The organism is Klebsiella sp. LTGPAF-6F, from assembly GCF_001753185.1.
Classification (GTDB): domain Bacteria; phylum Pseudomonadota; class Gammaproteobacteria; order Enterobacterales; family Enterobacteriaceae; genus Klebsiella; species Klebsiella michiganensis.
Genome location: NZ_CP017450.1, coordinates 4,647,569 through 4,668,406, shown reverse-complemented (window position 1 = coordinate 4,668,406; position 20,838 = coordinate 4,647,569). Strand labels below are relative to the sequence as shown.

The window sequence follows — 20,838 nt, the reverse complement described above, 5'->3', positions numbered from 1 at the left end:
GACAAACGCGCTATAGCGGTGTCGTCAAAAGGTGACACTTAACATATTGATTTATAATAGCATTGCTAAACCATTCATCCGGTGTTGCTAATCAGCGACACTTTGCGCGAAAACCGACCATCATCATTCATGCCCATGAATAGTAAAAAGGTATTATATTTCATTGTGTTAATAAAATGTTTTGAGATGTGGCATAGTTCGTGCATAATCATAACCAGTGGCTCATTCACCTTCTTATGTCAGCCCCTTCGGGACGCGCTACATAAACTTCGAATGACGCACAAACAGGTGCCTGCCGTCCAACTCCTGATAACAGCTCCGCTTTATCAGTCATCGGGCGAAACGTCGAGTAAGGCACCGCCTCATTTCTTAATAAAGCCAGGCTCCTGTAGCCTGGCTTTATTATTTCCGGCGTAGATGTTTATTGCGTCCTCGGTTAGCATCGTCATGAGCTAATGATTGAGACCCTATCCGTGAAGCGACTCTCCCTTTTCCCCCGTTCGCTGCGCCAGCTGGTCACGCTATCCTTCGTGCTGATCCTGCTGCCGCTGCTGGTGCTGGCATGGCAGGCGTGGCAAAGCCTCAACGCGCTGAGCGCGCAGGCGGCGCATATCAACCGTACTACCCTTATCGACGCCCGCCGCAGCGAAGCGATGATTAACGCATCGCTGGAGATGGAGCGTAGCTACCGTCAGTACTGCGTGCTGGACGATCCGACGCTGGCGCGGGTCTACCAGAATCAGCGCCAACGCTACAGCGAAATGCTTGATGCTCACGCGGGCGTCCTGCCCGATGAGAAAATCTGGCAGGCGCTGCGTCAGGATCTCGACGATCTGGCCGAGCTGCAGTGTAAAAATAGCGGTCCGGCGGCGAAGTCAGCCGCCAGCCTGGAAGCGTTTGCCTCGGCCAATAGCGACATGGTGCAGGCAACCCGAACGGTGGTCTATTCGCGCGGGCAGCAGCTGCAGCAGGAAATCGCCGAGCGCGGGCAGTTCTTCGGCTGGCAGGCGCTGGTGCTGTTCCTGCTCAGCCTGGCGCTGGTGCTGCTGTTCACCCGCATGATTATCGGCCCGGTGAAGGGCATTGAGAGAATGATCAACCGACTGGGGGAGGGGAAGTCGCTGGACGACGCCGCGCTGTTTACCGGTCCGCGCGAGCTGCGCTCCGTCGGTAAACGCATTATCTGGCTGAGCGAACGCCTTGCCTGGCTGGAGTCCCAGCGTCATCAGTTCCTGCGCCATCTTTCCCATGAGCTGAAAACGCCGCTGGCCAGCATGCGCGAAGGGACGGAGCTGCTTGCCGACCGGGTGGCCGGGCCGCTGACGCTCGAGCAGCAGGAGATCGTTGAAATTCTCGATAACAGCAGCCGCAACCTGCAAAAGCTGATCGAGCAGCTGCTGGATTACAACCGTAAACAGGCCGATGGCCCGATTGCGCGCGAGACGGTAAACCTGGCCGAACTGGTGGAAAATGTGGTTTCTGCCCATAGCCTGCCGGCAAGAGCTAAAATGATGCATACCGAACTGTTGCTCAGCGAGCGTTTATGCGAAGCGGAGCCCGCTCTGCTGGTGAGCGTCCTGGATAATCTCTACTCCAATGCGGTGCACTATGGTGCTGAATCCGGTAACATTCGCATTCATAGCTATCGGCACGGCGAGCAGGTGCGCATTGACGTCATTAACGACGGCGAGCCGATCCCGTCCGCAGAAAGAAACATGATTTTTGAGCCTTTTTATCAGGGAAGCCACCAGCGTAAAGGGGCGGTAAAAGGCAGCGGTCTGGGGCTGAGCATTGCCCGCGACTGCGTACGGCAAATGCAGGGCGAGCTGAGCCTGGTTGATGAGAAGTCAGGGCTAATCTGTTTTCGTATCACGCTCCCCGTCGCCGAGTCTGGAAAAAATAACGTATAACTATCGGGTGAATATGTCCCACTTCTTCGCATTTGTCCGTCCCCTCAGGGGATGGCTGCTGTCAGGCATGTCCTGCCTGGCGCTGGCGGGATGTTCCGCCTCTACATCACCACACGCCGCGGATGGCAAAACGCTCTCCGCGCTGCCGCAGCATCAGGTCGCCGATTTTCTTTCGGTGGAGTGCGCCGACATCTGGAGCCTGCAAAGCGAGGCCAGTGATAAAAACCCGCTTTACTGGCTGCGGGGAATTGACTGCGCGGACCGCCTTGCTCCGGTACAGGCGCGGGCTGAAGCCCGGCAGCACGATGCCGACAGCTGGCAGGATGCCTTTAAACGCGGCATTTTACTGGCCGATGCCAAAATCACGCCCAACGAACGTCGCGATCTGGTGGCCAGTCTGGATGCCTTCAGCCCGCAAATCGCCGCCCAGGTTCGCCCGCTTTATCAGCTCTGGCGCGATGCCCAGGGCCGGCAGCTTCAGCTGATTGAGGAGCGCTCCCGCTACGCCAAATTGCAGCAGACAAGCGATGCGGAGCTGGAGACGCTGCGTCAGCAGGAAATTGAACTTCGCAGTCAGCTCGAACTGACGACCCGCAAGCTGGAGAATCTCACCGACATCGAGCGCCAGCTCTCCAGCCGTAAACCCGGCGGGAACTTCAGCCCGGACGCCGGGCACGGCGGCGAGAAGGTCCCGGAGGTGATTCATGACGATCCGTAAACCCGCCCGTCTGCTGCTGGTGGACGACGATCCGGGGCTGCTAAAGCTGCTGGGCATGCGTCTTGTCAGCGAAGGATACAGCGTACTGACCGCCGAGAGCGGGCCGGAGGCCCTGCGCACGCTGAGCCGTGACAAAGTCGACCTGGTAGTCAGCGACCTGCGGATGGACGAGATGGACGGCCTCCAGCTGTTCAGCGAAATCCAGAAGGTTCAGCCGGGAATGCCGGTGATCATTCTCACCGCGCACGGTTCCATTCCGGACGCCGTTGCCGCGACCCAGCAGGGCGTATTTAGCTTTCTCACCAAGCCGGTGGATAAAGACGCCCTGTATAAAGCGATTGATGACGCGCTGGAGCAGAGCGCACCCACCACCGACGAGCGCTGGCGCCAGGCGATTGTGACCCGCAGCCCGCTGATGGAGCGTCTGCTGGAGCAGGCCGGGATGGTGGCGCAGTCGGACGTCAGCGTGCTGATTAACGGCCAGAGCGGTACCGGCAAGGAGATTGTCGCCCAGGCAATTCATAACGCCAGCCCGCGCCGCGATAAACCTTTTGTCGCCATTAACTGCGGCGCGCTTCCCGAGCAGCTGCTGGAGTCGGAGCTGTTTGGCCACGCCCGCGGCGCTTTTACCGGCGCGGTCAGCAATCGCGAGGGGCTATTCCAGGCCGCAGAAGGCGGGACTCTGTTTCTTGATGAAATCGGCGATATGCCGGTGGCGCTGCAGGTTAAACTGCTGCGCGTCCTGCAGGAGCGTAAAGTGCGCCCGCTGGGCAGCAACCGCGATATCGACATTGATGTGCGGATTATTTCTGCGACCCATCGCGACCTGCCGAAGGCCATGGCGCGCGGCGAGTTTCGCGAAGATCTGTTTTATCGTCTCAACGTGGTGAATCTGAAAATCCCGCCGCTGGCCGAGCGTACGGAAGATATTCCGCTGCTGGCGAACCATCTGCTGCGCCAGTCCGCCGATCGCCACAAACCCTTTGTTCGCGCGTTCTCCACCGATGCGATGAAGCGGCTGATGGCCGCAAAATGGCCGGGCAACGTGCGCCAGCTGGTGAACGTGATTGAGCAGTGCGTGGCGCTAACCTCTTCGCCGGTCATTAGCGACGCCCTGGTGGAGCAGGCGCTGGAAGGGGAAAACACCGCGCTGCCGACCTTTGTTGAGGCGCGGAATCAGTTTGAGCTCAATTACCTGCGCAAGCTGCTGCAAATCACTAAAGGCAACGTCACGCATGCGGCGCGGATGGCGGGGCGCAACCGCACCGAATTTTATAAGCTGCTGTCGCGCCACGAGCTCGACGCTAACGACTTTAAAGAGTAGCTCCGGATGATGGCGCAAGTTATGATACGGTTAGCAACCGGTTACGCGACTAAAACAGGAACACCATGAAAAAGATTGATGCGATTATTAAACCCTTCAAACTGGATGACGTGCGTGAAGCGCTGGCCGAAGTCGGCATCACCGGTATGACGGTAACGGAAGTGAAAGGCTTTGGCCGTCAGAAGGGGCATACCGAGCTGTATCGCGGCGCGGAGTATATGGTCGATTTTCTGCCGAAAGTGAAAATCGAAATCGTTGTCACCGATGATATCGTCGACACCTGCGTGGATACCATTATCCGTACGGCGCAGACCGGCAAAATCGGCGACGGTAAGATCTTTGTTTTCGATGTCGCGCGCGTGATTCGTATCCGCACCGGCGAAGAAGACGACGCGGCGATTTAAGCTGACAAACCGAATGGCGGCCCGATACTTTCCGGGCCGCCTGCCTTTATCGCTCTGTTTATAGCACCTTGTGCGGGCCGAAGCACTCGTAATGGATGTTGTCGCTGCCCACGCCAAGCCCTACCAGCTGCTTCGCGGCAAACTGCATAAACGCCACCGGGCCGCAGAGATAGAACTGCATCTGCGGGTCGCCGATCTTGTCGGCCAGGGCCGTTAAATCCATCAAACCTTCGCTGTCAAACGCGCCGGCGTCACGGTCCGCTTCGCTCGGGCTGCGGTACCAGACGTGAGAAGTAAACTTCGGCAGGGTTTCACCCAGCGCTTTCACTTCCTCCGCGAAGGCGTGCACTTCGCCATTCTCTGCCGCGTGGAACCAGTTCACCTGCGCCGGATGCTGTGCTTTTGCCAGCGTGTCCAGCATCGCCAGCATCGGCGTCTGACCGACGCCGCCGGAGAGCAGCGTGACCGGCGTTTCCGGCGCCACGTTGAGGAAGAAATCGCCGGCCGGCGCGGCCAGGTAAATCACGTCGCCTTCTTTCGCAGAATCATGCAGCCAGTTTGAAACCTGGCCGCCGTTTTCACGCTTAACCGCAATGCGATAGCCTTTGCCGTCGGGTTTGCGGGTCAAAGAGTACTGACGAATTTCCTGATGCGGAAAGCCTTCCGGCTTCAGCCAGACCGCCAGATACTGGCCTGGATGATATTCCGCTACCGCGCCGCCGTCGACCGGCTCAAATTCAAAGCTGGTAATTAGCGCGCTGCGCGGCGTTTTTTTGACGATGCGGAATGCGCGGGTGCCTTCCCAGCCGCCGGTTTTGCTGGCGCTTTCGCTGTAGATTTGCGCTTCACGATTAATAAAGACGTTGGCCAGCACGCCGTAGGCCTTGCCCCAGGCATCCAGCACTTCCTGACCCGGGCTGAACATCTCGTCAAGGGTGGCCAGCAGGTGGGTGCCGACAATATTGTACTGCTCGGGCTGGATCTGGAAGCTGGTGTGCTTCTGGGCGATTTTTTCCACCGCCGGCAGCAGGGCGGGCAGGTTCTCAAGATTGCTGGCATAGGCGGCAATGGCGTTGAACAGCGCCTCGCGCTGGTCGCCGTTGCGCTGATTACTCATATTAAAGATTTCTTTGAGTTCGGGATTATGAGCAAACATGCGGTCGTAAAAATGAGCGGTCAGTTTCGGACCGGTTTCAACCAGCAGAGGGATGGTGGCTTTCACCGTAGCGATGGTTTGTGCGTCGAGCATAGCAGCTTCCTTTATAGGTTATCTTAATGATGCATTTAAAATGCATCTTATAAAAATAACCCTGCTTTGTAAATGGTTCTTTAACACTTTCCCATAAGGCAGTTACAACATGAATTATTTGCATCACAAACCTGAAAAGAAATCCGTTGATAATCGAAGGTGCTTTATTGCTCAAAGCCTTGTGTAACGCGGAGCCAATCGTTTGCGTAAAATCCTTTGTCAAGACCTGTTATCGCAGAATGATTCAGTTATACTGTGGGCCGTTGTCCAGGTGGACCGCCTTTTTAGGCCGAAATTTTATTGTTAGCTGAGTCAGGAGATGCGGATGTTAAAGCGTGAAATGAACATTGCCGATTATGATGCCGAACTGTGGCAGGCTATGGAGCAAGAAAAAGTACGTCAGGAAGAGCACATCGAACTGATCGCCTCCGAAAACTACACCAGCCCGCGCGTTATGCAGGCGCAGGGCTCTCAGCTGACCAACAAATACGCTGAAGGATATCCGGGCAAGCGCTACTACGGCGGCTGTGAATACGTCGATATCGTAGAGCAGCTGGCTATCGATCGCGCCAAAGAGCTGTTCGGCGCTGACTACGCTAACGTGCAGCCGCACTCCGGCTCCCAGGCTAACTTCGCGGTCTATACTGCACTGCTGCAGCCGGGCGATACCGTTCTGGGTATGAACCTGGCGCAGGGTGGTCACCTGACTCACGGCTCCCCGGTCAACTTCTCCGGCAAACTGTACAACATCATTCCTTACGGCATCGATGAGTCCGGTAAAATTGACTATGAAGACATGGCTAAGCAGGCTCAGGAACATAAACCGAAGATGATTATCGGTGGTTTCTCCGCTTATTCCGGCGTGGTTGACTGGGCAAAAATGCGCGAAATCGCTGACAGCATCGGCGCATACCTGTTCGTCGACATGGCCCACGTTGCCGGTCTGATCGCCGCTGGCGTTTACCCGAACCCGGTTCCGCATGCTCACGTCGTGACCACCACTACCCACAAAACCCTGGCCGGTCCGCGCGGCGGCCTGATCCTGGCGAAAGGCGGCAGCGAAGAGCTGTACAAAAAACTGAACTCTGCCGTATTCCCGAGCGCCCAGGGCGGCCCGCTGATGCACGTTATCGCGGCGAAAGCCGTTGCGCTGAAAGAAGCGATGGAGCCGGAGTTCAAAGTTTACCAGCAGCAGGTAGCGAAAAACGCGAAGGCAATGGTAGAAGTGTTCCTGAACCGCGGCTACAAAGTGGTTTCCGGCGGCACTGAAAACCACCTGTTCCTGCTGGATCTGGTCGATAAAAACCTGACCGGTAAAGAAGCGGACGCTGCGCTGGGCCGTGCTAACATCACCGTCAACAAAAACAGCGTGCCGAACGATCCGAAGAGCCCGTTTGTGACCTCCGGCATCCGTATCGGTTCTCCGGCGGTCACCCGTCGCGGCTTTAAAGAAGCGGAAGTGAAAGAGCTGGCCGGCTGGATGTGCGACGTGCTGGACAACATCAATGACGAAGCGGTCATTGAGCGCGTGAAGGGTAAAGTTCTGGATATCTGCGCACGCTTCCCGGTTTATGCGTAAGCGTTAGCGTTGACATCAAAAAGGCCGCTGATGCGGCCTTTTTTGCGTCTGTTGATTAGCGGCGGTCGAGCGAAATCGCCCCGGGACCGGTTATCGCCAGCAGCAGGAAGGCGCCGGCAATACTGATGTTTTTCCAGAAGTTAATCATGTTCGGCAGAACCGCATCGCCGGTCATATCCCAGTAGTGATGGCCAATCACCGCTGTACCGAGGGTATAAAAAATAAAGATCACCGCCAGCGGGCGGGTGAAAAAGCCCAGCACAATTAAAATGGCCGCCGGCACTTCCATAATAATGGCAATGATGGCCGCAAGCGTTGGCATCGGCGCGCCGGAGGAGGCCATGTACTGCACCGTGCCGCTAAAGCCGAGCAGCTTGGGATAGCCGAAAAGAATAAACAGCACCACCACCGCGATACGCGCAATCAGCAGCAGCAGAGAGCGGGAGGAGCCAAAGTCAAAGTAGCGTAGAGTGTTCATAATCAGCTCGTTATGAGAGACGTGTGATTTAAACGTAATACACAAATTTGCGCTCCGCCACGTCCGCTGACGATTAACGCAGCGTTTGCAGCTGTTCCTCCACGTACAGATAACCGATCCCCATCAGCTGCTGGGCGCGGGTCAGTTTGCCAAAGCCGATTTGAGTGGCGTGCGCTCGCGGCGTATCGCCGTGGTCAAAGGGATTAAAGCCGGTTTGTTTAACGATACTTTCCAGCCATTGTTCGCCAAAGGCGCAGCTGCGTCCGTATAGCCAGATCTGATTAATATTCAAAATATTTAAGAAATTATAAAGGCTTAAGCCAATGGCGTTGGCCGCGCTATCAACCCATGCGCGAATATGCACGTCTCCCTGTTCCCAGGCTTCAATGAGCGATGCCGTGGTTAATTGCTCGGGAGAGCGCTGCGCTTCCGGCTGCGTTTTAAGCCACATCCGCGCCTGCTTTTTCAACGCGCTGAGGGACGCTACGGTTTCGAGGCAACCGTATCTCCCGCAGTCGCAGGCCCTGCCGTCAGGATTCACAATCGTGTGTCCTATCTGCCCGCTGCCGTAGAGGCTTCCTCGATAAATCTGATCGTTAATCACAAATGACGAGCCGATACCGTAATCGACGTTAATCACGCAAAAATCCGGCTGTATACCCTGATGCTGCCACTTCTCCGCCAGCGCCAGCATCACGCAGTCATTATCCACCCGCACCTGCACGCCGAGCTGTTCCTCCAGCAGATACTTTTTTTCAATCGGCGTTTTCCAGCGCGCCTGGGGCATGGTTTGTGACACCCCGGTTACCGGATCAACCTGCCCATGAACGCCAAGCGCGAGATTGATGCTGTGCTGCGGGTAGCGGCGGTGTATACGTCGCCAGCATTCCACGATGGCCTCCAGAAGGGCCTGCGGCGTGGGGGCATCGATGGGCAAATGCTGGTGACCGTCAACCGCCAGCAGTCGGGCATCGGCAAGCTGATACTCAATGCTGGTCGGCGTGATATTCATGCATAGCGTCCAGGCACCGTGTTCGGGGATCTGGTAGCTTCCGCTGTTCACGCCGCGCTTGCTCATTTTTTCCGTGGAATGGCCGATCAATCCCTCGCTAAGCAGTTCGGCAAGAATGTTGCTCACAGCCGGAATAGAGAGCCCGGTGAGCTGGGAAAGCTGGGATTTACTGAGCTGTTTCTCCCGCCAGAGGTGGGAGAGAAAAATAGATTTGTTGGCCTGCCTGACCCGGGCGTTATTCAAACCGGTGCGCTGCATACACTTAACTCCCTTAACTATATTGCGTGAGCGTTGCGCATTTTAGCAGCTAAATGGCGATATAAACTCCTCTCATAGCAAGTTTTACTTTATTTCGTTTAGTGGAGGCGTCATGTACGGTTCGGTTAAGGTCTGGCAGGAAACAATTACATTACTTACGTGGACGACGGGGGCGGAGGATCCGAACCCCATGTTTCTGGAAAAGCGCGTTTATCAGGGTTCCTCCGGCAACGTCTATCCCTACGGCGTGATCGATACCCTGACCGGCGAGCGTGAAATGCGCGATTATCAGGCAGTATGGATGGAGAATGATTTCATTCGTATCATGCTGCTGCCGGAGCTCGGCGGACGTATTCACCGGGCGTATGACAAAGTCAAACAGCGCGATTTCGTCTATTACAATGAAGTCGTTAAGCCCGCCCTGGTAGGGCTACTGGGGCCCTGGATCTCCGGCGGTATCGAGTTCAACTGGCCGCAGCATCACCGCCCGACGACCTTTATGCCGATCGATTTTTCGATCCAGCGCGGGAAAAACGGCGTGCAGACCGTATGGATGGGGGAAGCGGAGCCCATGCGCGGTTTACAGGTCATGACCGGGTTTACTCTCTATCCTGACCGCGCGCTGATTGAAATCACCGGTAAGGTTTTTAATGGTAACGCAACGCCGCGTCATTTCCTGTGGTGGGCCAACCCGGCGGTCAAAGGCGGCGATGCTCACCAGAGCGTGTTTCCACCCGACGTCACCGCCGTATTCGATCACGGCAAGCGCGATGTTTCCGCTTTTCCCATCGCCACCGGCACCTACTACAAAGTGGACTATTCTGCGGGCGTCGATATCTCCCGTTATAAAAACGTTCCGGTACCCACCTCGTATATGGCGGAGAAATCGGACTACGACTTTGTCGGCGCTTATCACCACGACGAGCGGGGTGGGCTGCTGCATGTTGCCGACCATCACGTCTCGCCGGGCAAAAAACAGTGGAGCTGGGGCTATGGCGACTTTGGCCAGGCGTGGGACCGCAATCTGACCGACGAAAATGGCCCCTATATCGAGCTGATGACCGGCGTCTACACCGATAACCAGCCTGACTTTACCTGGCTTGCGCCTTATGAAGAGAAGGTTTTTGTGCAAAACTTCCTTCCCTACAGCGAGCTGGGGATGGTGCAAAATGCCAATACGCAGCTGGCGCTGAAGCTGGTTCGCGAGTCTGAGCAGCTGCAGCTCGGCGTTTACGCCATTGCGCCGCTGGAAAATATTGTTGTTGAACTCAGCGCGGAAAAGCAGCCGCTGTATGAAACTCCGCTTACGCTGAAGCCCGGCGAGAGCTGGCAGCATACGCTGCCGGAAAATGACGCCCGGCGCTTAACCATTAAGGTGAAAACCGCAGACAACCAGCCGCTGCTGGATTATCAGGAACATATTACTCAGCAGACGCCCCTGCCCGAACCTGCCTGCGCGCCGGCGATGCCGGAAGAGATTCACAACGGCGATGAGCTCTATTTTATCGGCCAGCATCTTGAACAATACAATCATGCAAGCCGCTATGCCGCGGATTACTATCGCCGGGCGATAGCCCTCGATCCGCAGGATTACCGCAATAATGTTGCCCTCGGGACGCTGGCGTTTAATTGCGCCGACTGGGGGCTGGCGGAGCAATGTGCCCGGGCCGCGCTACTTCGCGCCCATCGTCTGAATAAAAATCCGCGCGATGGCGAAGCCAGTATGCTGCTTGGCAGCGCGCTGGAAAGGCAGGGCGATGAAGCTGGAGCATGGGATTGCTATTACAAAGCGTCCTGGAGCGGTAACTGCCGCGATGCCGCCTGGTGGGCGCTGGCAAGGCTGGCGATGAAGCGTGGCGATACCGCCGACGCGCTGGAAAAGGTTAACACCAGCCTGCAGTTCAACGCCAGCAACCATCTGGCTATGGGGCTGAAAGCGCTGGCGTTAGCGGACAGCGGGCGGGCGAAGGAAGCGCAGGCGTATATTGTCCTCTGCCTCGAACAATACCCGTTGAGCTATCCGCTGCACTGCGCGCGCTGGATGATTGCGCCGGGCGATGAGGCGCGCGCGAGCCTGCTGCGCGTAACGGGGCGCAGAGGGATCAACGGCAGCCTGCTGGCGGGCTGGCTGCTCTCCATCGGTCAGAAGCAGGCGGCGAAGGAGGTGCTTGAGGTTCTGGATTGCCAGGAAGCGCTGCCGATGCTGTGGCGCGCCTCGTTAAGCGATGATGCGAATAAACGGCAACGGTTAATTGCCGAAGCCGAGCGCTGCCATGTGCGAAAAGTGCGTTTCCCCAACACGCTCGATGAAGTCCAGATGCTGCAAACCCTGAGCGATAGCGCTTTTGCCCGCTATCTGCTCGGTTGCTTCTGGTACAGCAAACGTCGCTATGAAGAGGCGGTAAGCTGCTGGCGCGAGACGCTGGAAAAATCTCCCGACTATGCGCCCGCTCATCGTCTGCTGGGGGTCTACGCCTGGAACAAACAACAGGATGCCGTGCAGGCGCTGGCTTATCTGCAGCGGGCCGTAGAGCTTGAGCCCGAAAACGCGCGCTTCCTCTTTGAGCTTGATTTCCTGAAAAAATCACTGGGTACGCCGGTAAACGAACGACTGGAAACGCTGGCGGCGCGCAAAGCGGTGGTGCTGAAACGGGATGACCTGACCGCTGAGCTGTTAAGCCTGTGGAACGCGGCCGGCCATTACGCCGATGCCGCCGCTATTCTCGGTACGCGCGTATTTCATCCCTGGGAAGGCGGGGAGGGGAAAGTTACCGGCCAGTATTTGCTCAATCAGCTCCATCGCGCTTTACAGTTGATCGAACGTAAGGCGTTCACGCAGGCCGCTCGCTGCCTGAATGAAGCGTTACGCTATCCCGATAATCTGGGAGAGGGGCGGCTGCCCGGGCAGACGGACAACGATATCTGGTATTTGCTGGGCTATTGCGCGGAACAGACTGGGGATGCGCACCGGGCAGCGGAATATTACCAGCTTGCCCTGCAAGGGGGCTCAACGCTGGACGCCGGGCGTTACTACAACGATCAGCCCGCCGATTACCTTTTCTGGCAGGGCATCGCGCTGCGTAAGAGCGGTAATCCGGCGCAGGCCGAGCAGCACTTCCAGAATTTTATCGCCTGGGCCAGGCAGCATCGGGATGACGTTCCGCAAGCCGACTTTTTTGCCGTCTCTCTCCCGGATCTGGTGGTGCTCGATGTTTCAGCGCAGCAGCAGCATCAGCAGCACTGTTTGTTTATTGAAGCGCTGGGCCATCTGGGGCTGGGCAACGTATCCGCCAGCCAGCAGGCGATGCAGCGGCTGCTGCAGCTGAACCCGGCTCATGATAAGGCGCATCTGATTCGCCACGCCCTGCAAAGCGGCATGTTTTCCTGAACCTGAAACGGGCGGGCCTGGCCCGCCTGAACCCTACTGTTCCCTGCGTTTCCCTTATAGAGGAATCATTATGAATAACGCGCAGACACATCTGAAAATGGGCTACGTCTGGACTATCTGTCTGGTCGCCGCCTGCGGTGGTTTACTCTTTGGCTATGACTGGGTGGTGATTGGCGGCGCAAAGCCGTTTTATGAAGCCTGGTTTTCCATTACCGACCCGGCGCAGTCCGGCTGGGCAATGAGCTCGGCGCTGGTGGGCTGCGTTTTCGGCGCATTAATCTCGGGATGGTGCGCCGATAAACTGGGGCGCAAGCTGCCCTTAATACTGTCCGCCGTGCTGTTCAGCGCTTCGGCGTGGGGGACGGCGGTAGCCAGCAGTTTCGACATGTTTGTGGTTTACCGCATTGTGGGCGGCGTGGGGATTGGTCTGGCATCCGCGCTCAGCCCGCTTTACATCGCGGAAGTCAGCCCGGCAGAAAAAAGAGGGCGCTTTGTTGCGATAAACCAGCTCACTATCGTGATTGGCGTGCTGGCCGCTCAGCTTATCAACCTGATGATTGCGGAACCCGTAGCGACGGGGGCTACGCAGCAGATGATTGTGGAGACCTGGAACGGGCAGATGGGCTGGCGCTGGATGTTCGGCGCGGAACTGGTGCCTGCGCTGGCGTTTCTGGTGCTGATGTTTTTTGTTCCTGAGTCGCCGCGCTGGCTCATGAAGGCCGGTAAGCCGGATCGCGCCCGGGCCGCGCTGGAGCGCATTGGCTCCGCCGACTATGCCGACAGGATATTACGCGACATCGCGCACACGCTGGAAAAAGATAACCATAAAATATCCTACGGCGCGCTGCTGGCTCCGCAGGTTAAACCGATCGTTATCATTGGTATGGTCCTCGCCGTCTTCCAGCAGTGGTGCGGAATTAACGTCATCTTTAACTACGCGCAGGAGATTTTTGCCTCGGCGGGATTCGATATTAACAGCACGCTGAAATCGATCGTCGCAACGGGGATCGTCAACCTGGTGTTTACCCTCGCCGCGCTGCCGCTGGTGGATAAAATCGGCCGCCGTAAATTAATGCTGCTCGGTGCCTCAGGGTTGACGCTGATCTATGTTCTGATTGCCGCCGCCTATGGCATGGGCATCATGGGCTGGCCCGTTCTGCTGCTGGTGCTGGCGGCGATTGCTATTTACGCCTTGACCCTGGCGCCGGTTACCTGGGTACTGCTGGCGGAAATCTTCCCCAACCGCGTTCGCGGACTCGCGATGTCCTTAGGCACCCTGGCGCTGTGGATTGCCTGTTTCTTATTAACCTACACTTTCCCGCTGCTTAATGCCGGACTGGGCGCGGCGGGCAGTTTCCTGCTGTATGGCGTCATTTGCGCTGCCGGCTACCTCTATATTCTGCGCAACGTGCCGGAAACGAAGGGGGTCACTCTCGAAGCCCTGGAAGAGCAGCTGGCGCAACGTCATGCGGGCGCTCAGGCGATGAAGCAGGAGCAGACGCGCTAATGGCGGAAGAGTGGATTCTGGAAAACGCGCATCTGCGGATGCGCGTCGCTTCTCTGGGCGGCAAAGTGCAAAGTTTATACTCGCGGCATTATCAGGCGCCGGTGCTGTATGAAAACCCCGCCGGCGGCATGTTTCCGATGCTGCCGCTGGCCAATCGCGTCGCCGGGAACCGCTTTATTTTTCAGGGACGTGAGATAGTTCTGCCTCGCCACCACGCCGACGCGCACTTTTTTCTCCACGGCGACGGTTGGCTGCAGCGCTGGGATATGATTGCGCGCGGCGGCGACTATTGCGTGTTACAGCTGCGTCGGCAGCATGCCTGCGGTTTCGATTACCTGGCGCAGATCCGCTACCAGCTGCTGCGTAACCAGCTGGTGGCTGCGCTGACGCTTACCCACTGCGGTAGCACGCCCATCCCCTATGGCTGCGGTTTTCATCCGTTTTTTCCTTTTGATAAGCGCGGTACGGTGCAGTTTGCAGCCGCCGGCTACTGGCCGGAAGGGGAGCAGCATCTTCCTCTCGGCTGGCAAGGCCAGTTGCCCGGCTACGCCGATTTCAGCCACGCGCAGTACGGTGAGGATCGCTGGCTGAACGTGGGCTATTCCGGCTGGAGCGGGCGGGCGAGGGTGAGTAGTGATGTGATGGATATCACAATTCTTTCGCAAACTCCGTGGTTGATGCTTTTCAGAATGCAGGGCGAGCCGTTCCTTTGCCTCGAGCCGCAAAGTCATCCGGTAAACGCCCATAACATGGACGGACAGCCGGGGCTGCGGGTTTTAGGCGCCGGAGATACGCTGAGTTTTTCGCTGAAAATAGACGTACAGGGGCGCGAATAGCGCCATATCTGGGGCGAGGGTATCTTGCGCCCGCCCCGCTTTATCGCCAGACTGTCGCCTCCATTCGGGAGGGAATCATGGTCTTACACTCCACGCGCTGGCTGGCGCTAAGTTACTTCACCTATTTTTTTAGCTACGGCATCTTCCTGCCTTTCTGGAGCGTCTGGCTTTCCGGACTTGGCCTGACGCCGGAAACCATCGGCATGCTGCTCGGCGCCGGGCTGGTGTCGCGCTTTCTTGGCAGCCTGCTGATTGCGCCGCGGGTCAGCGACCCGTCCCGTCTTATCTCTTCTCTGCGCATTCTGGCGCTGCTGACGCTGCTCTTTGCGCTCGCATTTTGGATCGGCCACCAGGTTGCCTGGCTGATGGTGATTATCGTCGGCTTTAACCTCTTTTTCTCGCCGCTGGTGCCGCTGACCGACGCGCTGGCGAATACCTGGCAAAAGCAGATCACCATGGACTACGGGCGCGTGCGCCTGTGGGGGTCGATAGCTTTCGTCATTGGCTCGGCGCTGACCGGGAAGCTGGTCAGCCTGTATGACTACCGGATGATACTGGTGATGCTCAGCGTCGGTATTGCCTCCATGCTACTCGGCATGCTGCTGAAGCCGTCGGTGCAGCCGCAGGGCGAATCCCGCCAGCAGGAAGCGGCCGGCCTGGCGGCCTGGCTTACGCTGGTGCGGCAAAGCTGGCGCTTCCTCGCCTGCGTCTGTTTGCTACAGGGCGCGCACGCCGCCTACTACGGATTTAGCGCTATCTACTGGCAGGAAGCGGGCTATTCGGCCTCCGCCGTGGGCTACCTGTGGTCGCTTGGCGTGGTGGCGGAAGTGGTGATTTTCGCGCTGAGCAAAAAAGTTTTCCGCCGCTTTAGCGCCCGCGACCTGCTGCTGCTGTCCGCGGTGTGCGGGCTGATTCGCTGGTCGTTGATGGGCTGGACGACGGCGCTACCCTGGCTTATCGTCGCGCAGATCCTCCACTGCGGCACCTTCACGGTGTGCCATCTGGCGGCGATGCGCTACATTGCGGCGCGTCAGGGCAGCGAAGTGATCCGCCTGCAGGCGGTCTACTCCGCCGTCGCGATGGGCGGCAGCATTGCGGTGATGACGGTCTTTGCCGGTTTCCTCTACCAGCATCTGCACCAGGGCGTTTTCTGGGTGATGGCGCTGGTGGCCTTACCGGCGCTGGTGGTGCGGCCAAAAGCGGTGGCTTAGGCCTCCAGCATTTTGCAAATCTGCTGCTGCTGATGATCGCTGAACGTCTCTTCGGCGTGGAACAGCGGCGGCGAAAACAGCGGCAGCGCCGTGGCATAGGGAGTGACGATCAGCGTCACTTCCTTCGGCGCGCCCTCTTTCTGAAAGGTGCTCACGCTCAAATACTTTATATTGAGCGGCAGCAGGGTTAACTCGCGCAGCTGCTGCTCCAGCGACTGCTCAAGGTCCGGGTTATCATCGGTCAGCAGAACCACCTGTTTCTCCTGCAGATCGCTTTTTTGCATCAGCCAGGCGCCGAAGATCACCGCGATTAAACTGACTTCCTCCTGGCTAAAGCGTACCTGCCAGCTGGCTTCAAACTCCGCCAGCGCAGCCTGCGTTGTGCGCATCAAACGGGGATAAAGACGGCCAATCTCCTCCGGCAGCGCGTTATCGATACCGATAGCGAAAACGCTGCGGTGTAGCGCCTGCGAAAGGTGAATATAGAGCTGATCGCTCAGCCCCTGTTCATCGCTAAACGGACGGCCCGCCAGGTCCTGAAAGCGGTGAATCAGTCCGGAAATGGCCAGATGCAGACGGCGATCGTGCTGATGACCATCGCGGATAGGATCGGGGGTTTTCAACAGCATAAACAGCAGGGCCAGAAACAGCTGTTCTCCGGCATGGGGCGTTGCCGCAACCCGCCGCTGCCAGTGGCGGACAATCTCCTCGGCGAGGGAAAACTCGGCGGCGGCTTGCGCCCAGCGCTGCTGCTCGTGGGTGAAAGTGGGGCTCTGTCCAAGGTGGTGCTGCAGCAAACAATACTGTAAATAAAGACGCAGAAAATGCACGTCGCGGCAGTCAAACTGCCGGTTCAGGGCGCGCGAGCAGCGGTTGACCAATGCCTGAAGATTGGTGTCGTCATACAGCGTGCGTGCGATACCCTGCTGTTTAAGCTGCGTTTTCAATGCCGGGGTAAAATGGTGGCTGACAAAATGCGGGCACAGGCGCAGCCCGCGGCGCAGGCCGTGCAGCAGGCATAAACGTTGATCGAGCGCGGCGCCTTCCATCCGATAGCTGCCGTCCGCTTGTGAAGCAAGGGTCAAGCGGTGATAACGCTGAATCTCGCGTCCCGTCTCCGCAATGTCCTGCCGGGCGGTATCCTCATCAACCTGGGTGAGGTTACCCAGCCATTCGGGCGTCACGGATTGCCCGGGCAGATAAAACATCAGGAGCACCTGGCTACGGCGCTGTGGACTGGAAAGCACAGATGGTGGTTCAATCACTGTCATCATCCGGTTAGTTCCAGTTAGGGTTTTCGTTAAGAGTAGTTAATGTATTGAGGGTGAACAGGGCATTTCCGGGTCTTTACATCAGGATTGCTGGCGGGGTTCACAGAATTTTTCACGCGAGGAACAGATGAAGAGAGTGAAACAATGCGTCAGCGTAGCGTTTTTCATGTTTTTATCGCTATCTGCGGCGGCGCATCCGCACAGTTTCATCAGTTTGCAAACGGAGGCCGTGGCGGAAAATGGGCTGCTCACCGGCTTTAAAATGCGCTGGACGATGGATGAAATCACCTCCGCCGATCTGCTCTATGATGCGGGCAACGCTAAACCCGGTAGCGAAATCTGGAAAAAGCTGGCGGCGGAAGTGATGGCGAACGTGCTGGGCCAGCACTATTTCAGCGAGCTATGGCACAACGGCCAGCGGGTGAAGTTTGATAATCGGCCCGCTGGTTATGGCCTTGAACGCAGCGGTCATCAGGCGGTGCTCACCTTTACCCTGCCGCTGGCGAAGCCGCAGCCTCTGGCCGGGCAAACCTTCACCTTTTCCACCTACGACCCGACCTATTATGTTGATATGTATTACGACAAAGACGCAGACTTCACTCTACCGACGGCGATGAAGACAAGCTGCTCGGCAAAAGTGATGACGCCGAAGCCTAACGAAAAAATGTTGTCCTACGCGCAGTCGCTGGATAAAGCGGATGCGCCGCCGGAGGATATGGAACTGGGGAATTACTTCGCGCAAAAGGTGACGCTGCAATGTCAGTGATTTTTGCTCAAACCGGCCGTTCGCCGCGCTGGCGTCAGCTGTGGCCGCTGGCGCTGTTTCTGCTGCTGGCAGCCGGAGCTGGCTTCTGGCTATGGCGGGCCTGGCCGCAGGTGCTGCTGCAAAGCGCGGTCTGGCAGCGCGCGCTGAATGTCGAACTGAGTCGGCTTCTGCAGGCGGTTGCGGAGAATCCTGCCGCCGCCGGGCTGTCGCTGCTGGGGTTTAGCTTCGCCTACGGCGTCCTGCATGCGCTGGGGCCGGGGCACGGTAAGGTGGTCATAACCACCTGGCTGGCAACCCATCCGTCGAAGCTGAAATCGAGCATCGGCCTGACGCTGGCCGCTTCGCTGCTGCAGGGGCTGGTGGCCATCGCCTTAGTGGTGGTGGTACTGACGCTGCTGCGGCTGCCGGCAAGACAGCTGCATCTGAGCAGCTTCTGGCTGGAAAAGGGAAGCTATTTGCTGGTCGGCGCGCTGGGCCTTTTGCTGTGCTGGCGGGCGCTGAAAAAGCTGCGGATGCTGCTGCGCCGACCGACATTCATCGCCTTCACCGCGCATCACGTTCATCACGCCAGCTGCGGCTGCGGGCACCAGCATCTGCCGGCGCCGGAACAGCTGCAAAGCGGCGATGACTGGCGGGCGCGGCTGGCTATCGTGCTGTCAATGGGGATGCGGCCCTGCTCGGGAGCCATTATGGTGCTGTTGTTCAGCAAGGTTATCGGCGTATTTGGCTGGGGCATGGCGGCCGCGATGGCGATGGCGGCGGGAACCTCGCTGACGATTAGCGCGCTGGCGCTGCTGGTTCATGGTTTCCGCCAGCTGGCGGTCAGGCTGAGCGCGAATCGGGCGCCGGCGCTGTGGAAGCAGATCGGTTGGGCAACGCTGGCGCTGGCCGGCGGCGTGATTTTACTGGCGGCGGCCATCGTGATGTGGAGTAGCGCGATGCCATCGGGCGGCGGCCTGCGGCCGTTTTAATGCGATAAAAAAAGGAAGCCGCGGCTTCCTTTTGGTTTTTCATGCGGTGAGAAATTAACGCTTCAGCGCTTCACTCAGATGCTCGCGCATATTGGCCAGCATCGCTTTCACGACGCGCGGGTTGCCTGCAACGATGTTGCCGGTCAGCAGGTAGTTATGGCCGCCGGTAAAGTCGCAGACGATAGCGCCTGCTTCACGGGCGATCAGCTCGCCTGCCGCGAAATCCCACGGTTTCAGCGCGATTTCAAAGTAGCCGTCAACCCGGCCAGCGGCAACGTAGGCCAGATCCAGGGCCGCGGAACCGGTGCGGCGGAAATCCGCGCATTCGGTGAACATGTTGCCGAGGATATTCATGTAAGAGGTCGCGTGCTGTTTTGCTTTGAACGGGAAGCCGGTGGCGATGATCGTGCCATCCAGATCGCGAGCGCTGCTGCCGCGCAGGCGGTAGCCGTTCAGCTGCGCGCCCTGACCGCGGGTCGCGGTGAACAGTTCGTTACGCATCGGATCGTAAACCACGGCCACTTCAGTACGGCCTTTAATGCGTACGGCGATGGAGACGGAAAAGTGCGGCAGACGTTTGACGAAGTTGGTGGTGCCATCCAGTGGATCGATAACCCATTGAACATCCTGATCTTCACCAGCGTGCTCACCGCTTTCTTCGGTGATGATGGTGTGCTGCGGGTAAGATTTGCGAATGGTTTCGATAATCATCGCCTCGGCGGCTTTATCGACGTTAGTCACAAAATCATTGCTGCCTTTCTGGCTGGTTTCTACGGAGTCGGGGGTTTCGTAGTGCTTGGCAATTAAATTACCCGCCTTGCGCGCTGCGCGCACGGCGATGTTCAGCATCGGATGCATCGGTATCTCTCACTGGATGTTAAAGAACGGGAAAAAACGGCGCATATAGTAACAGTGAAATCTCCTTATGTCTTCGTTTTATGATAGCATGCACGAATAATCTTTAGCCGAAGAACCATAATGCTGCAAAATATTCGAATCGTACTGGTAGAAACCTCACACACCGGCAATATGGGCTCCGTCGCCCGCGCAATGAAAACCATGGGGTTAACCAACCTGTGGCTGGTCAATCCTCTGGTCAAACCCGATTCTCAGGCCATCGCTCTGGCGGCCGGGGCCAGCGACGTCATTGGCAATGCCCACATCGTTGATACCCTTGATGAAGCGCTGGCGGGCTGTAGCCTCGTCGTGGGGACCAGCGCGCGCTCCCGTACGCTGCCGTGGCCGATGCTCGACCCGCGTGAATGCGGCCTGAAAAGCGTTGCCGAAGCGCAGCATGCGCCGATCGCGCTGGTATTTGGCCGCGAACGCGTCGGCCTGACTAACGAAGAGCTGCAAAAGTGTCACTACCATGTGGCAATCGCTGCCAACCCGGAATACAGCTCGCTGAACCTGGCGATGGCGGTGCAGGTTATCTCCTATGAAGTGCGTATGGCCTGGCTGGCGGCGCAGGAGCAAAATGAACCTGTCGTCGAGCATGAAGAAACCCCGTATCCGCTGGTGGATGATTTAGAGCGTTTCTACGGTCATCTGGAGCAGACGCTGCTGGCAACCGGGTTTATCCGCGCCAGCCACCCGGGCCAGGTGATGAACAAACTGCGCCGTTTGTTTACCCGCGCCCGCCCGGAAAGCCAGGAGCTGAACATCCTGCGCGGCATGCTGGCGTCAATTGAGCAGCAGCAGAAAAATAAAGAGTCATAGTGCACGCCGTTGCCCGGCGGCGCGGTACTGCGGGCTCCCTCTCTCCTTGTGGGAGAGGGCCGGGGCGAGGGCACCAGGCCGCGCTGAAGTGAAACGGCACGGAAAGCCAAATACCTGACTAAAACAGTCAAGTAAATAGTTGACCAATTTACTCGGGAATGTCAGACTTGCCCTTGCTATGCAATACCCATATTAATAAAAAGCCCGGGCAGGGGCGAGTTTGAGGTTAAGTAAGAC

The 20,838-nt window shown here is 57.8% G+C and carries 17 protein-coding genes; 12 read left to right on the top strand and 5 right to left on the bottom strand.

The window, feature by feature from the left end:
* Positions 1-473 precede the first annotated feature (473 nt).
* From BJF97_RS21645 to glnB, 4 genes are all read left to right on the top strand, one after another.
* Positions 474-1,910, top strand: coding sequence for a sensor histidine kinase (locus tag BJF97_RS21645; protein WP_148673421.1), 1,437 nt, complete (start codon positions 474-476; stop codon positions 1,908-1,910).
* Between the two features lie 13 nt (positions 1,911-1,923).
* The gene (gene qseG / locus BJF97_RS21640; RefSeq protein ID WP_032693159.1) at positions 1,924-2,628 is read left to right on the top strand and encodes a two-component system QseEF-associated lipoprotein QseG; all 705 of its coding nucleotides are present in this window, start codon (positions 1,924-1,926) and stop codon (positions 2,626-2,628) included.
* Positions 2,615-3,952 (top strand): two-component system response regulator GlrR, encoded by a 1,338-nt coding sequence (glrR, locus tag BJF97_RS21635; protein WP_014230390.1) that lies wholly within the window; start codon positions 2,615-2,617, stop codon positions 3,950-3,952. Before qseG ends, glrR begins: the two co-directional genes overlap by 14 nt.
* 65 nt (positions 3,953-4,017) lie before the next feature.
* Positions 4,018-4,356: a nitrogen regulatory protein P-II gene (glnB, locus tag BJF97_RS21630; RefSeq protein ID WP_002914032.1), complete on the top strand. Its 339-nt coding sequence runs from the start codon at positions 4,018-4,020 to the stop codon at positions 4,354-4,356.
* 58 nt (positions 4,357-4,414) lie between these two features.
* On the opposite strand, the gene hmpA is transcribed toward glnB, so the two are convergent.
* The gene (gene hmpA / locus BJF97_RS21625; RefSeq protein ID WP_032693157.1) at positions 4,415-5,605 is read right to left on the bottom strand and encodes an NO-inducible flavohemoprotein; all 1,191 of its coding nucleotides are present in this window, start codon (positions 5,603-5,605) and stop codon (positions 4,415-4,417) included.
* Positions 5,606-5,930: 325 nt separating this feature from the next.
* Between hmpA and glyA the strand changes: the two genes are divergently transcribed.
* Positions 5,931-7,184, top strand: coding sequence for a serine hydroxymethyltransferase (gene glyA / locus BJF97_RS21620; protein ID WP_009654385.1), 1,254 nt, complete (start codon positions 5,931-5,933; stop codon positions 7,182-7,184).
* 55 nt (positions 7,185-7,239) lie between these two features.
* Here the strand turns inward: glyA and BJF97_RS21615 are convergent, their stop codons facing one another.
* On the bottom strand, positions 7,240-7,662 hold the full coding sequence (locus tag BJF97_RS21615) for a DoxX family protein (protein WP_025106587.1): 423 nt from the start codon (positions 7,660-7,662) through the stop codon (positions 7,240-7,242).
* A gap of 73 nt (positions 7,663-7,735) precedes the next feature.
* On the bottom strand, positions 7,736-8,932 hold the full coding sequence (locus tag BJF97_RS21610; RefSeq protein ID WP_032693156.1) for an ROK family transcriptional regulator: 1,197 nt from the start codon (positions 8,930-8,932) through the stop codon (positions 7,736-7,738).
* A gap of 112 nt (positions 8,933-9,044) precedes the next feature.
* Here BJF97_RS21610 and BJF97_RS21605 point away from each other — a divergent pair, with 112 nt between their 5' ends.
* The 4 genes from BJF97_RS21605 to BJF97_RS21590 all read left to right on the top strand — a co-directional run bounded on the left by BJF97_RS21605 (position 9,045) and on the right by BJF97_RS21590 (position 15,874).
* The gene (locus BJF97_RS21605) at positions 9,045-12,320 is read left to right on the top strand and encodes a DUF5107 domain-containing protein (RefSeq protein ID WP_032693155.1); all 3,276 of its coding nucleotides are present in this window, start codon (positions 9,045-9,047) and stop codon (positions 12,318-12,320) included.
* A gap of 70 nt (positions 12,321-12,390) precedes the next feature.
* Positions 12,391-13,827 (top strand): sugar porter family MFS transporter, encoded by a 1,437-nt coding sequence (locus BJF97_RS21600; RefSeq protein ID WP_025106590.1) that lies wholly within the window; start codon positions 12,391-12,393, stop codon positions 13,825-13,827.
* Entirely contained in the window at positions 13,827-14,663 is an 837-nt protein-coding gene (locus BJF97_RS21595) for an aldose 1-epimerase (protein ID WP_014230378.1), read from the top strand. The genes BJF97_RS21600 and BJF97_RS21595 overlap by 1 nt, the downstream gene beginning before the upstream one ends.
* A gap of 77 nt (positions 14,664-14,740) precedes the next feature.
* Positions 14,741-15,874: a 3-phenylpropionate MFS transporter gene (locus BJF97_RS21590; protein WP_014230377.1), complete on the top strand. Its 1,134-nt coding sequence runs from the start codon at positions 14,741-14,743 to the stop codon at positions 15,872-15,874.
* Here BJF97_RS21590 and csiE read toward each other — a convergent pair.
* Positions 15,871-17,148 carry a stationary phase inducible protein CsiE gene (gene csiE / locus BJF97_RS21585; RefSeq protein ID WP_032693153.1) on the bottom strand — a complete coding sequence of 426 codons (1,278 nt, stop codon included), beginning with the start codon at positions 17,146-17,148 and terminating at the stop codon, positions 15,871-15,873. The two genes, BJF97_RS21590 and csiE, sit on opposite strands and share 4 nt — an antisense overlap.
* Before the next feature lie 124 nt (positions 17,149-17,272).
* Between csiE and BJF97_RS21580 the strand changes: the two genes are divergently transcribed.
* Both BJF97_RS21580 and BJF97_RS21575 read left to right on the top strand, forming a co-directional pair.
* A complete protein-coding gene (locus BJF97_RS21580) occupies positions 17,273-17,911 on the top strand; it encodes a DUF1007 family protein (protein ID WP_014839209.1) in 639 nt (212 codons plus the stop codon).
* Positions 17,902-18,882 (top strand): nickel/cobalt transporter, encoded by a 981-nt coding sequence (locus BJF97_RS21575; RefSeq protein ID WP_032693152.1) that lies wholly within the window; start codon positions 17,902-17,904, stop codon positions 18,880-18,882. Before BJF97_RS21580 ends, BJF97_RS21575 begins: the two co-directional genes overlap by 10 nt.
* Before the next feature lie 54 nt (positions 18,883-18,936).
* On the opposite strand, the gene suhB is transcribed toward BJF97_RS21575, so the two are convergent.
* Positions 18,937-19,740 carry an inositol-1-monophosphatase gene (gene suhB, locus BJF97_RS21570; RefSeq protein ID WP_004853221.1) on the bottom strand — a complete coding sequence of 268 codons (804 nt, stop codon included), beginning with the start codon at positions 19,738-19,740 and terminating at the stop codon, positions 18,937-18,939.
* Between the two features lie 120 nt (positions 19,741-19,860).
* On the opposite strand from suhB, the gene trmJ reads away from it, so the two are divergent.
* Positions 19,861-20,601 carry a tRNA (cytosine(32)/uridine(32)-2'-O)-methyltransferase TrmJ gene (gene trmJ, locus BJF97_RS21565; protein ID WP_025106595.1) on the top strand — a complete coding sequence of 247 codons (741 nt, stop codon included), beginning with the start codon at positions 19,861-19,863 and terminating at the stop codon, positions 20,599-20,601.
* Positions 20,602-20,838 lie beyond the last annotated feature (237 nt).